Origin of the sequence: Lactococcus sp. SK2-659, assembly GCF_020218185.2 — a bacterium.
GTDB lineage: Bacteria > Bacillota > Bacilli > Lactobacillales > Streptococcaceae > Lactococcus > Lactococcus lactis.
The window spans coordinates 423,588-435,859 of the sequence record NZ_JAIWQZ020000002.1 but is presented as its reverse complement, the minus strand read 5'-3'; the positions used below and the strand labels follow the sequence as shown (position 1 = coordinate 435,859).

The 12,272-nt window shown below is 35.6% G+C and carries 12 protein-coding genes; 2 read left to right on the top strand and 10 right to left on the bottom strand.

Annotation, left to right across the window (positions count from 1 at the left end; translation table 11 throughout):
- Window positions 1-88 precede the first annotated feature (88 nt).
- The 7 genes from recR to LDP15_RS09285 all read right to left on the bottom strand — a co-directional run bounded on the left by recR (window position 89) and on the right by LDP15_RS09285 (window position 7,129).
- Entirely contained in the window at window positions 89-685 is a 597-nt protein-coding gene (recR, locus tag LDP15_RS09315; RefSeq protein WP_003131648.1) for a recombination mediator RecR, read from the bottom strand.
- A gap of 138 nt (window positions 686-823) precedes the next feature.
- The gene (locus LDP15_RS09310) at window positions 824-2,989 is read right to left on the bottom strand and encodes a penicillin-binding transpeptidase domain-containing protein (RefSeq protein WP_015425802.1); all 2,166 of its coding nucleotides are present in this window, start codon (window positions 2,987-2,989) and stop codon (window positions 824-826) included.
- 165 nt (window positions 2,990-3,154) lie between these two features.
- Entirely contained in the window at window positions 3,155-4,684 is a 1,530-nt protein-coding gene (gene ahpF / locus LDP15_RS09305) for an alkyl hydroperoxide reductase subunit F (protein WP_042230689.1), read from the bottom strand.
- A gap of 64 nt (window positions 4,685-4,748) precedes the next feature.
- Window positions 4,749-5,312: an alkyl hydroperoxide reductase subunit C gene (ahpC, locus tag LDP15_RS09300; protein ID WP_015425800.1), complete on the bottom strand. Its 564-nt coding sequence runs from the start codon at window positions 5,310-5,312 to the stop codon at window positions 4,749-4,751.
- A gap of 173 nt (window positions 5,313-5,485) precedes the next feature.
- Window positions 5,486-6,187: a phosphoglycerate mutase gene (locus LDP15_RS09295; RefSeq protein ID WP_003131652.1), complete on the bottom strand. Its 702-nt coding sequence runs from the start codon at window positions 6,185-6,187 to the stop codon at window positions 5,486-5,488.
- Window positions 6,188-6,363: 176 nt separating this feature from the next.
- A complete protein-coding gene (locus LDP15_RS09290) occupies window positions 6,364-6,756 on the bottom strand; it encodes a VOC family protein (RefSeq protein WP_003131653.1) in 393 nt (130 codons plus the stop codon).
- Between the two features lie 25 nt (window positions 6,757-6,781).
- Window positions 6,782-7,129 carry a helix-turn-helix domain-containing protein gene (locus tag LDP15_RS09285; protein ID WP_003131654.1) on the bottom strand — a complete coding sequence of 116 codons (348 nt, stop codon included), beginning with the start codon at window positions 7,127-7,129 and terminating at the stop codon, window positions 6,782-6,784.
- Between the two features lie 141 nt (window positions 7,130-7,270).
- On the opposite strand from LDP15_RS09285, the gene LDP15_RS09280 reads away from it, so the two are divergent.
- Together LDP15_RS09280 and LDP15_RS09275 are read left to right on the top strand one after the other, a co-directional pair.
- Entirely contained in the window at window positions 7,271-8,089 is an 819-nt protein-coding gene (locus tag LDP15_RS09280) for an aldo/keto reductase (RefSeq protein WP_015425798.1), read from the top strand.
- A 12-nt stretch (window positions 8,090-8,101) separates the two neighbouring features.
- Window positions 8,102-9,283 (top strand): MFS transporter, encoded by a 1,182-nt coding sequence (locus LDP15_RS09275; protein WP_015425797.1) that lies wholly within the window; start codon window positions 8,102-8,104, stop codon window positions 9,281-9,283.
- A gap of 57 nt (window positions 9,284-9,340) precedes the next feature.
- Here the strand turns inward: LDP15_RS09275 and LDP15_RS09270 are convergent, their stop codons facing one another.
- The 3 genes from LDP15_RS09270 to LDP15_RS09260 form a co-directional block, all read right to left on the bottom strand.
- Window positions 9,341-10,246 (bottom strand): LysR family transcriptional regulator, encoded by a 906-nt coding sequence (locus LDP15_RS09270; protein ID WP_012897186.1) that lies wholly within the window; start codon window positions 10,244-10,246, stop codon window positions 9,341-9,343.
- A gap of 61 nt (window positions 10,247-10,307) precedes the next feature.
- Complete coding sequence (locus LDP15_RS09265; RefSeq protein WP_003131659.1) at window positions 10,308-11,249, bottom strand: iron-hydroxamate ABC transporter substrate-binding protein; 942 nt, start codon at window positions 11,247-11,249, stop codon at window positions 10,308-10,310.
- An 84-nt stretch (window positions 11,250-11,333) separates the two neighbouring features.
- On the bottom strand, window positions 11,334-12,272 hold the full coding sequence (locus tag LDP15_RS09260; protein ID WP_012897185.1) for an iron ABC transporter permease: 939 nt from the start codon (window positions 12,270-12,272) through the stop codon (window positions 11,334-11,336).

Here is a 12,272-nt window from a genome sequence, read left to right as displayed (position 1 = left end):
TCAGACACTTCTTTTTACTGACAGCATGCGATATTTTTACAATACAATTCTGTCAGTAATTGTCTTTTTTATTTTACCACAGAAAAAATCAAATTTCCAACCGATTCTCTACCGCTTTTGATAAAGTAATTTCATCTGCGTATTCTATATCAGACCCTACAGCTAATCCACGAGCCAAGCGAGTCACTTTAATTCCTGCAGGCTTAATCATTCGAGCCAGATACATGGCGGTTGCTTCTCCGTCAGAAGTGGCATTAGTTGCGATGATCACTTCTTTAACCTCTGAATCCATTAATCTTGTAATCAATGTTTTAACATTAATTTCATCAGGAGAAATCCCATTCATTGGACTAATCGTGCCATGCAAAACATGATAAAGTCCTCGATATTCCCGAATTTTTTCCATAGCAAGAACATCTTTAGATTCTTCAACGACCAATATAGTTGTTCGATCACGCGTTGGATCGGTACAAATGGCGCAAGGATCACTTTCTGTTAAATTCCCGCAAATCGAGCAAAAACTCAAATCCCGTTTTGCTGACAGAAGATTTTTTGCAAATTCATTGACATCTTGATCTTCCATGCCAATCGTATAAAAAGCCAATCGAGTCGCTGTTTTTTGACCAATCCCTGGTAATTTTGAAAACGACTCAATCAGGCGAGCAATAGGTTCAGGATAATACATATTTCACCAATTCTTCACTTGTAAATATTTTATTCAATTTATTAATTTTACTATAAAAGACTGAAAATGAAAAGGAAAGGTGATAGAATTCTCAATCACTTATAAATAAAAAGCCTCTCCTATCAGAGAGAACTTTTTTTAATTTTTACGAAAAGCCTCATTTGAATAATACAAATCAGTAATTCCCGTTACAATACTTTGGTTTGCTTTTGTTCCACTTGAAGCATTACTTTCAGTATTATCTGGAAGTACAACCGCAATAGCAATTTCTGGGTTGTCAGAAGGAGCAAAGGCCACTGCATTATTAGCCGTTACAATAACTTGACTTCCATCTGCCAATACTTTTGTACTTTCGGAAGTCCCTGTTTTACCAGAGATAGAAACCGTTGATTGACTCATTGGCTTACCAGTAGTCAATCCACCAGCCCCATGAACAACAGCATACATCCCTTGATGAAGAACATCCATATTATCAGGAGTGATATTTACCTTATCCATGATTTTAGGAGTAATATTTTTGATAAGCGTGCCAGGCTGTCCGTCAGTTCCACCTTCATAAATTCCTTGGACAATGTGTGGCGCCAAACGAGTTCCGTTATTTCCTAAAGTTGCCGCATAAACCGCCAACTGAAGCGGCGTATAGTTATCATACTGACCAAATGATTCATACAATACATTGACCCCAGAAGCTGCCTCAGATTTAGCTGAAGGGAGATATCCCGTTGATTCTCCAGGAATATCAAAACCAGTTGATGCCCCTAAACCATAAGAAGCAAAAGCCTTACGAAACTGTTCATAAACTTTTACTCGGTTACTATCATTGAGATATTGCCCCGCTGCAGTATAAGGAGCGCCTAACATTCTCATTGCCAATTGCATCATGTAAGTATTTGATGAATATTGCAAAGCTTCAACAGCTGTTAAAGCCATTGGTGAAGCATCACCCCACCAGTCATTGATAGACGGAGAATCCTTAAATTGAATAGACTGTGCCGTTAAAGTGTCATTTCCAGAAATTACACCAGCATTCCAAGCAGCAGTCAATGTTCCCATTTTGACAACAGACCCCGGTGTGAAGACACTTTGGAAAGTCCCTAAAGTATTTTCCGTAATTGCTCCTGTATTAGGATCCCGTTGATAGCCAGATAAAGCTAAGACTGCCCCTGTTTTAACATTTAACACAACAGCATAAGCCCCTCTATTATACTGACCATAGCCTTGGGCAATCAGTTGATCTAATTGTGTTTTAACGATATTATTAACACCGTTTTGGAAATCTAGGTTAATAGTTAATTTTAAATCATCCCCACGTTTTCCTTTTTGGATTGTTTTTGTTCCAGAAACATCACCATTTTTGTCAAATTTAACCTTACTGATATTATGTGTTCCTTGAAGTTCACTTTCGTATCCCTTCTCAAGAAGCCCAGTTCCCACACGGTCATTACGTTGATAACCTTTTTTAAGATATGCATCCAAATCCTCTGCTGGAATTCCTGATTTTTGTGACGTAATAGTTCCCATAAGTGGCGTCAAAGAATTTTGAGCATATGAACGGTCCCAAGAAGTCCCAATTGTAATTCCTGGTAAATCGCCTTCTTGTTCGGCAATCGTTGCTTGTTGCTCTGCTGTAATACTTCCAGTAGCAATTTTAGTAGTGTTAAAAGTAGTGGTACTATTCATTTCTTTGAATAATTTTGCAGCAAAAGTTTGTTCTGCCGTAAAATTCAAATCACTATCTTTAACTTTACTTAATTCGACATCATAAATCTGCGAACCAGTTAAATCATTACCATGTTTATCTTTCTTTTCCTTTTCAGATAAACTATTAGCTATTTTTTCTAGATTTTTGGAATTAGCCAAGAAATAGTCTTTTTTATCACGCGTTGTCAAATCAGCAACATCAATGTTATTAGATAAAATAGTTGCTAACTTATTGGCTACCTGATACATTTCATCAGCAGTAGCGTTTTGACTTCTTGTAAATTCAACAGCCTGAACCGCAACTGTCGATGCCAAAGCTTTTCCTGTTGCATCATAAATACTTCCGCGAGGCGCACCTTCAATAATTTGAACATCCCCACCTGCACTAATTGATTTTTCGGCGTAGAAATGTGAATTCAATACCTGCATATTGAAGAGCTTCCCAATTAAAATCATAAACAAAACAAAGATAACAAAAAATAAGAGGTTCACTCGTTTTGGAATTAATTTAGTTGGATCTTTTAAAATTTTTACTTCTTTATGTGATTTTTTAGACTTATCGGATTGCTTGCGCTTATCATTTTTTCTTTTATTATCTGACATTTCGACTCCAAGAATGAGTTTTATAAATAGTTTTTACATTCAAAATTTGTACTTAAACATTTTACCACATTTATGAAAACTTTTCCTTACAATTTTGATTCCTATCAATTTAATCAAATAAAAAAAGAAAACTCAAATACGTTTTCTTTTTTGTCATCTAAAATTTTAGTTTCTTATCAAATAATCAAAAGCACCTAGAGAAGCGGTTGCCCCAGTCCCCATTGAAATAATAATTTGCTTATAAACACTATCCGTACAATCTCCCGCTGCAAAAACACCAGGAAGATTTGTTGCTCCAACTTTATCAGTCAAAATTTCTCCACGTGCGGATAAGTCAATTGTTCCTTCCAACCACTGAGTATTCGGAACTAAACCAATTAAAACAAAGACACCAGCAAGTTCCAAATGAACAGTTTCTTTAGAGCCGCGAACTTGATAATTCAAACCTCTAACCTTGTCATCCCCTAAAATCTCTTTGGTTTCTACATTGGTGAGGACAGTAACATTATTTAGGGTCGCAAGTTTTTCTTGTAAAATTTTATCTGCTTTAAGTTCAGGTAAAAATTCAAGAACAGTAACATGTCTAACCAAACCAGCTAAATCAATAGCTGCTTCGATTCCTGAATTTCCTCCACCGATAACCGCTACATCTTTTCCTGCAAACAAAGGACCATCACAATGTGGGCAGTAAGCGACTCCTTTGGTTTTAAATTCTTGCTCTCCTGGAATTCCCAAATCTCGCCAACGAGCGCCCGTTGAAATAATAACTGACTTACTTTTTAGAAGGGCGCCATTTTCAAGACTCACCTCAATCAAATCTTTTTTCTCTAGCTTAACTGCTTTTTGCAAGTTCATCAAATCAACAGGGTATTTTTTCACATGTTCTTCAAGCTGACGACCAAGTTGAACCCCTTCAACATAAGGCGTTCCAATAAGGTTTTCAATTCCTAAAGTTTCTAGTGGTTGACCACCAAAGCGTTCAGCGATTAAGCCTGTCCGAATCCCTTTACGCGCAGCATAAATAGCTGCACTTGCGCCAGCAGGACCTCCACCAACAACTAAAACATCATAAGGGTCTTTATCAGAAAAAGCTTCCGAACTCTCTGGACCAGTAATTTTTTCTAGTAATTCTTCAAGACTAGCTCGTCCATTATGAAATTCTTCACCATTTTTGAAAACAGTTGGAACCGCCATAATTCCTTTTGCTTCCACTTCTTCTTGAAACATTCCCCCTTCAATCATTGTGTGACTAATATTGGGGTTGAGAATACTCATTGTGTTTAATGCTTGGACAACATCTGGACAGTTATGACAAGTTAAACTCACATAGGTTTCAAAGTGAAGTGGATTTTGAATCGCTTGAATTCGCTCAACTAATTCTTGTTCAATCCGTGGAGGGCGTCCACTTACTTGGACAAGCGCCAAGACCAATGAATTCAACTCATGACCTAATGGTAGCCCTGAAAAAAGGACTCCAGAAACACCTTCTCTTTCAATAGAAAAAGCTGTTTTTCGATTGAGTTTTGCTGTTTCTTTTGAAATCATTTCGGACAAACTTGCAAGTTCATCTGTAAATTCTGCTATTTTTTTCCCATTTTCGCTCTCTAAATCTGCATCAACTTTTAAAATAATTGGATTTTCCAACAAATCCATATAAGGCATCAACTGAGCACGAAGATTTTCATCTAATATCATATTAAACCTTTCTGTCATTAAGTTTCTAAAGACAAATAAAGTGAGCCAAAACTCACTTTTTATTCTATATTTTACCTACAAGGTCAATACCAACGTGAAGACTTGCTCCGTCCTCTTTCCACTTAGCGGGACAAACTTCCCCTGGATGATTACGCACATATTGAGCAGCTTTAATCTTATCAACCAATTGACTTGCATCACGTCCAATACCATCAGCCGTAATTTCAAGCGCTTGAATCACACCGTCTGGGTCAATAATAAATGTTCCACGTTGAGCCAATCCTGCTTCTTCATCAAGAACATCAAAAGCACGTGAAATTTTTTGTGAAGGGTCTGCAAGCATTGGATAAGTAATTTTTGAAATAGCATCACTATGTTCATGCCAAGCAGCATGGACAAAATGTGTGTCAGTTGAAACTGAGTAAACTTCTACACCAAGCGATTTCAAGGTTGGATAAGTTTCTTCTAAATCTTCTAACTCTGTCGGACAAACAAATGAAAAGTCTGCTGGATAGAAACAAAGCACAGACCATTTTCCATAAAAATCTTTATCGGAAACTTTAATAAATTTCCCACCAAGATAAGCATCTGTTGAAAATTCTTCTATTTTTTTACCTACTAATGACATAAGATTCTCCTTTTTCTTCTTTAAAACTTTACTATTAAATTATCTCAAGAATAAAATGAAGAATCAATTAATTTGTTCGAAAACTTACAAACTATTGCATTGATTACAAAAAAATACTCTAAGTCCTAAATAGATGAGTATCTATTATAACTTAGAGTATTTTCATTCAAATATTATGCTTTTTTAGGAGCCAAGTAGTATTCGTTTTGAACGTTCAAGTTATCATCAAATTCGAAAACAAGTGGTGGGAAGTTAGGGATTTCAACATCCATAATTTCGTCATCAGAAAGTTTTTTGATTTGTTTAACGAGTGCACGGATTGAGTTACCGTGAGCACCAACGAAGACATTTTTTCCTTCTTTCAAAGCTGGAGCGATTTGGTCTTCCCAGAATGGAAGAGCACGTTCCAAAGTAACTTTGAGGTTTTCAGCATCAGGAATCAATGAATCTTCAAGACCAGCGTAACGACGGTCTCCGTGAGCTGTATATTTATCATCATGATCCATTGCTGGTGGCAATACATCATATGAACGACGCCAGATGTGAACTTGTTCATCACCATGTTTTGCAGCAGCGTCAGCTTTGTTCAAACCTGTCAAACCACCGTAGTGACGTTCGTTCAAGCGCCATGATTTAACAACTGGTACCCAAAGTTGGTCTGAATATTCAAGAGCAAGGTTAGTTGTTTTGATAGCACGTTTCAATACTGAAGTGTAAGCAATATCAAATTCGATTCCAGCTTCTTTAATCAATTTACCAGCTTCAATCGCTTGTTTAGTTCCGTTTTCAGAAAGGTCAACGTCAGCCCAACCTGTGAAAAGGTTAGCAAGATTCCATTCAGATTCACCGTGACGTGCAAATACTAATTTTGGCATTTTGTGTATTCTCCGTTTATTTTTACTTGAACGAAATTTAGTTCGTTCATTTACAAAGTTAATTTTACTACATTTTTCCTTTTTTTTCTAGCTTTTATTTTCTGTAAGCCCTTTTATTTACTGACAGAAGCTTTGGCTAACCTAAAAACCATTTCTTCATTTCCATTTTTTAAAAATTACTCATGAAGTTCTATTGGTAAGTCATCTGGATCATAGAAAAAAAGCATTTTTCTGTCAGTAATTTCGTCCTGACGGATTTCCTCCACTTTGACTCCTTGACTTATTAAATAATTTCTATCTTCTTCAATATTTGTCGTTTTAATAGCTAAGTGGCGATAGCCTTTTGCTTCTGGATAAGTTAAGCGTTTAGGGGCATCAGATTTGATAAATAATTCAATTTCTGTTTCTTCATTCATCTTTAAATCAAGCTTGATATCTCCTTTTTCTGGACGATGATTTTCTCGAATGATTGAAAATCCTAAAATATCAACGTAGAACTGGCGAGATTTTTCATAATCTGCGGCAATGATAGCGATGTGATGAATTTTATTGAAAGCTGGTTGGTACATTTTGTGGCTCCTCTTCTAAGTTTTCTTATTCTAAAATTTGAACTTCTTCGCCCATACTTTTTAAAGTTTGGACATGACCTTCACCCCACGAGCAAAGAATATCTAATAAACCATTTAAAGTTTCACCATAAGGGCTCAGAGAATATTCAACCTTCGGTGGAACTTGATTATAAACCTTACGGACGATAATATTATCAATTTCTAATTCTCTTAATTGCTGAGTCAGCATTTTTTGACTGATTCCTGGAATTTGACGTCTCAATTCTCCTGGACGACTTGGATTATGTCTTAAATTACACAAAATAATTGGTTTCCATTTTCCGCCAATAACATCCATTGTCGCTTCGACACCAATATTATAAATTTTTTTCAAAATTAATTTCCTTTCTAATCCCTTATTTTATCCAATTATTACTTTTTAGTATGTATGACACAAAAAAGTAGGTACTGTTCAAGAGGTTTTATTTATTATATACTAATTTTCTGCCAAAATAAAATATATGAGGAGCAAAAAATGAAACTTAATAATCAGATTGAAATTCCGGAACTTGGTTTGGGAGTTTTTCAAATTCCAAATGAAGAAACTGCTGATGTTGTCAAAAACGCAATTGTTAACGGATATCGTTTAATTGATACAGCTAAAATTTATGAAAATGAAGAAGGAACTGGCCAAGGAATTAAAGAAGGTTTGGCTATGACAGGACTTTCTCGTGACGATCTTTTCATCACTTCAAAACTTTGGGGAGATAATCATTCTTATGAAGAAACAATTCAAAACTTTGAAGAAAGTTTGAAAAAATTGGATTTAGATTATCTAGATTTATATCTTATCCACTGGCCAGGCACACATTATGCTTACAAAGAAGCTTGGAAAGCAATGGAAGATTTATATAAAGCAGGCAAAATAAAAGCGATTGGTGTCAGTAACTTTCAAAAATCACATTTAGAAGAACTTCTTAGCTATGCTGAAATCACCCCTGTTTTAAATCAAATTGAACTCCATCCAAAATTATCACAAGAAGAACTTCGTAATTTCTTGGAACTTCATGATATCAAGGTTCAAGCTTGGTCACCTTTGATGCAAGGTCAATTATTAGACAATGAAGTCCTCAAAAAAATTGCTGACAAACATGGAAAATCTGTGGCTCAAATTATTCTTCGTTGGGATATTCAACAAGATATTTTAGTAAATGTAAAATCTATTAAAAGTGAACGAATGATAGCTAATCGTCAAATTTTTGATTTTTCACTTGACTCTGAAGATATGAAAGCTATCAACTCACTCAATGAAGAACTTCGTGTCGGTCCAGATCCAGAACATTTTAATTTTTAAGAAAGAAGCATAATGAAAAAAATATCTCCCAGTCTCACTCTTCTAGCTCTTGCGATTAATGCTTTTGCTATCGGCTCAACCGAATTTATCAGTGTTGGTTTAATGCCAATGATTGTCAACACCTTTAATATTAGTTTATCTCAAGCGGGTTTAACCGTTTCTCTTTATGCTTTAGGGGTAACGGTTGGTGCTCCCTTATTAACTATTCTTACAGGAACTTGGAATCGAAAAACTTTGATGATTTCGATTATGGGTCTCTTTATTCTTGGTAATTTACTGTCAGCTTTCGCTCCAACTTTCCTTTTACTTTTAGTAGGACGGGTTCTTGCCTCACTTGCTCATGGTATTTTCATGTCAATTTCCACAGTCATTGCTGCTGATGTTGTTCGACCTGAGAAAAGGGCCTCAGCAATCGCCCTCATGTTTACAGGACTAACCGTTGCTACTGTCATTGGTGTTCCTTTAGGGACTTTCATTGGTCAGCACTCTAACTGGCATATGTCATTTGTTTTCATTGTTGTTATTGGCTTAATTGGACTGATTGCTACTAGTATTCTTGTTCCAAAAGGGCTTCCAATTCCCGGAAAAATTAATTTAAGTGGGCTTGCTAGAATTTTTACTAATAAATCAATTTTAATATCTCTCTTTATTACCGCTTTTGGTTATGGAGGAACTTTCGCAGCTTATACTTATCTTACACCAATCCTTGAAGGAACTTTTAGATTTTCAGCAAGTACAGTAGTGATTATTCTGGTTGTTTATGGTGTGATGGTTGCCATTGGTAATTCACTAGGTGGACATCTAGCAAATAAAAATATCCTACCTGCCCTTCAAAAAATGTTTGCGGCTTTAGCTTTGAGTTTACTTTTTCTTTTTATCAGTGCAAGTTTAGCTTCGCAAGCTTTGGGATTGATTGCAACTTTACTTTTGGGCTTGTTTGCCTTTATGAATGTCCCTGGTTTACAACTATACGTTGTTCAATTGGCAGAGAAATTTACGCCAAAAGATATTACTCTAGTTTCAGCTTTTAACATTGCAGCTTTCAATGTCGGAATTACTTTAGGCTCATTTGTTGGAGGACAAATTTCTAAAGGCTCAAGTGTTGTCTTTACTCCACTTGGGGGAATCATTATCATTCTCCTTGCAATGTTCCTCATTCGTTTGGCTCAAAAAGACCAAGCAAGTAAATTATAATAAGTTATAAAAATACTCTCTGAAAATTATTCAGAGAGTATTTATTTTAGCTATTGTTTAAAATTCATAGTTTTCAAAGTAAACTTCAAGACTACGTTTATAAGAAGTCGCCGCATTTGATAATAAATGTCCACGATGCTTGACTAAAATCAAACTATTTCCATTGTCTCCCTCCATAGGGACAACTGTTACATTATGGACGCTCTCTTTATCAATAAAACCAAGACCTGTTGCGTAGGCATCTGTCCGTTCTAAAATTCCATTTAAACTTGCACGGTCAGTGACGTTATAAATCAAGGTATTTTCAAAAGTCTCAACCAAATCTTCAGAATAGTAAAGAAACTGTTCATTTTCTTGTGTAAATCGCACACGATCTAGCGGTTTTAAATCATCATCTGAAATTGTTTCACGTTGAGCTAAGGGATGGCCTTTGCGAATATAGATATGCGTTTGCGATAAGAAAATTTCTTCGTAATCTAATTCAAGTTTATTGAGCATTCTTAAAATCCCTGAGCGATTTTGTTTATTGAGATAAACCACTCCAAGTTCACTGTGACCTTGCGCCACTTCTTGCAAAATATTATAAGTGGTTGACTCAAAAATTCTAAAATTTTTGATTTCAGGATTTTTCTTTGCAAATTCCACTGCAACTGGTGCTAGAAAATCATAGTGTTGACTGGCAACTGAGAAAGTCTTATCAGACTCTTTTGGCTTAGAATATTTTGATTCAAAAGTTTCAAAATTACGTAAAACAGTCTGTGCTTGTTCATAAAAACGTTCGCCTTCAATAGTTAAAGTCGCACCTGTATTTGTTCTCTCAAAGATTTGAAAACCTAGTTCTTGCTCCAAGTCTTTAACCGCAATCGACATTGAGGGTTGACTAACAAAGAGTTGCTCTGAAGCCTCACGAAAAGTTCCACTATTAGCAATGGCGACGACGTACCGTAATTGTTTAATATTCATGTCATAAAGTCCTTAATTTTTTACAAAAAAAGTGTATAAGTTGATTATACACTTTTTCTTTTTATTTTGTAGCTTTAATGATAGCGTCAGTGTAGAGTGACAGCTCTTCTTTAGCCGCTGTTGGTCCGCCAAAGAAGTAAACTTTGTCATAGTCCATCGTAATCACATGTCCTTCTTTAACTGCTTTGAGGTTTTGCCAAGCTGGATTATTTTTTAATGCAGCATATTGTTCTTTATCTTTATCTGCAAAGTCAATAAAGATATAGTCTGCATCGAATTCGCCTAAGCTTTCAGTATTTACTTCAGCATAACCTACGCCTTTTGAGAGTTCAGCCATTTTGCTTGATTCTTTAAATCCTAAACCAGTCGTCAAGGCTTGACCACCACGAGCAAAATTGTCACCGAAGGCATAAACCTTATCTCCTTGAAGTTCAAGAAGCGAAATTGTATTTTTAGCTGGTTTAACATCAACCTTTGCCAATTTTTCTTTTTGCTTATCGGCTTCTTTTTTAAAGTTTTTAAGGAAACTTGCTTTTTCATCTTCGCGATTAAGGAGTTTAGCGAAGTAATCCAATGATTTATTCATTCCTGAGAGGTCCTTATAATTGACAAGAACAGTAGGGGCTACTTTTTGATAGTCTGCTACTTGGTCTTTATCAACTGTAATAATCAAATCAGGATTTTGAGCAATCAATTTTTCCATATTGAATTTTGGCGCTCCTAAATCAACCATATTCTTCTTTTGGTCTTTTGATAAGAAGGTATTTGGAAAGGCCCATGAATCTGTTCCAACAACATTTGCACCTAATGAAGCGACTTCATCTGGATAATTTTGAACAGCAATACGTTTAGGATTTTTGGGAACTTTGACGTCCCCATTTAAAGCGTGAAAGGTCACTTTATCATCGCTTGATGTCGCTTTTTTTGATGATGAATTTGATGAACAGGCAGCTAAAGTAAGTAAAGCTCCTGCAGCGATTAGGGTTGTGAGTACTTTTTTCAAAAGATTCTCCTCTATTTTTAGGCTATTTTTTAAAAATAAGCCGATATTTTTTTATAAGAAATTTACTAAAAGTAAATTAATTTCTTAAACTTTTTGAATAAGATAAATATAGTATGGAGCGCCAATAAAGGCAACTACAAAACCTAAAGGTAAACTTGATGGTGCAATGATTGTTTGTGAAATAATATCAGCAAAAGATAAAATAATCATACCAGAAAGTGCGGTGGCAATTAAACTTTTTCGTGATTTAAAACCAACGATTTCACGAGCAATATGAGGGGCAATTAAACCAACAAATGCTAATCCTCCAACCAATAAAACACCGACAGCTGCAAAAAGGAGCGCTAACAAGTAAAGATAGATTTTCGTTTTTTGAACTTCTAATCCTAAAGTAGTTGCCATTTCTTCGCCTAGTGAGAGGATTTCAAGTTTTCTTAAGAAAAATGGCAAAATAATCAAGCCAATTACTAATAAGAGAACACAAATGAACAAATAAGTGCTTCCCGTTTGCCAGATATCTCCTGACAGCCAAACTGCAACTTTCTGAAAGTCAAAGGCATTGACTGAAAGCTGACCAATTGTGATTAATGCTTGGAAAAAAGCGGTAATTGCAATTCCTGTCAGTAAAACTCTGACAGAAGAAACTTGCTTTCTTAAGGCAAAAAAGTAAATTAAGACAAATGAAAGAAGGGCACCTATTAAAGCAAAAATAGGATAGGAAAAATTCCAAAGTCCTGTCAGCTTAAAATGGTCAGCAATCAGTAAAAAAGCAACACTTCCTGCCGAAGCACCGGAGGTTATCCCAATTGTTCCGCTATCAGCTAAAGGATTTTCTGTAATATTTTGGATAATAAAGCCTGATAAGGAAAGAGCAATTCCAGCTGACAGGATTGTTATTAAACGAGGAAGACGAAAATTAGGAATTAGGATTGATAGAATTTGAGGATTTGTTGAAAATTGCGTCAAATCAACCACTATCAAAACCAAAAGCAGGACAAAAAGTAAAGTGAATTTTCTTTTCAT

What these genes read in the sequence shown, in the direction of transcription:
- recR (WP_003131648.1), bottom strand. Translation starts at nt 685, where the DNA reads ATGTATTATCCTGAACCTATTGCTCGCCTGATTGAGTCGTTTTCAAAA.
- LDP15_RS09310 (WP_015425802.1), bottom strand. Translation starts at nt 2,989, where the DNA reads ATGTCAGATAATAAAAGAAAAAATGATAAGCGCAAGCAATCCGATAAG.
- ahpF (WP_042230689.1), bottom strand. Translation starts at nt 4,684, where the DNA reads ATGATATTAGATGAAAATCTTCGTGCTCAGTTGATGCCTTATATGGAT.
- ahpC (WP_015425800.1), bottom strand. Translation starts at nt 5,312, where the DNA reads ATGTCATTAGTAGGTAAAAAAATAGAAGAATTTTCAACAGATGCTTAT.
- LDP15_RS09295 (WP_003131652.1), bottom strand. Translation starts at nt 6,187, where the DNA reads ATGCCAAAATTAGTATTTGCACGTCACGGTGAATCTGAATGGAATCTT.
- LDP15_RS09290 (WP_003131653.1), bottom strand. Translation starts at nt 6,756, where the DNA reads ATGTACCAACCAGCTTTCAATAAAATTCATCACATCGCTATCATTGCC.
- LDP15_RS09280 (WP_015425798.1), top strand. Translation starts at nt 7,271, where the DNA reads ATGAAACTTAATAATCAGATTGAAATTCCGGAACTTGGTTTGGGAGTT.
- LDP15_RS09275 (WP_015425797.1), top strand. Translation starts at nt 8,102, where the DNA reads ATGAAAAAAATATCTCCCAGTCTCACTCTTCTAGCTCTTGCGATTAAT.
- LDP15_RS09270 (WP_012897186.1), bottom strand. Translation starts at nt 10,246, where the DNA reads ATGAATATTAAACAATTACGGTACGTCGTCGCCATTGCTAATAGTGGA.
- LDP15_RS09260 (WP_012897185.1), bottom strand. Translation starts at nt 12,272, where the DNA reads ATGAAAAGAAAATTCACTTTACTTTTTGTCCTGCTTTTGGTTTTGATA.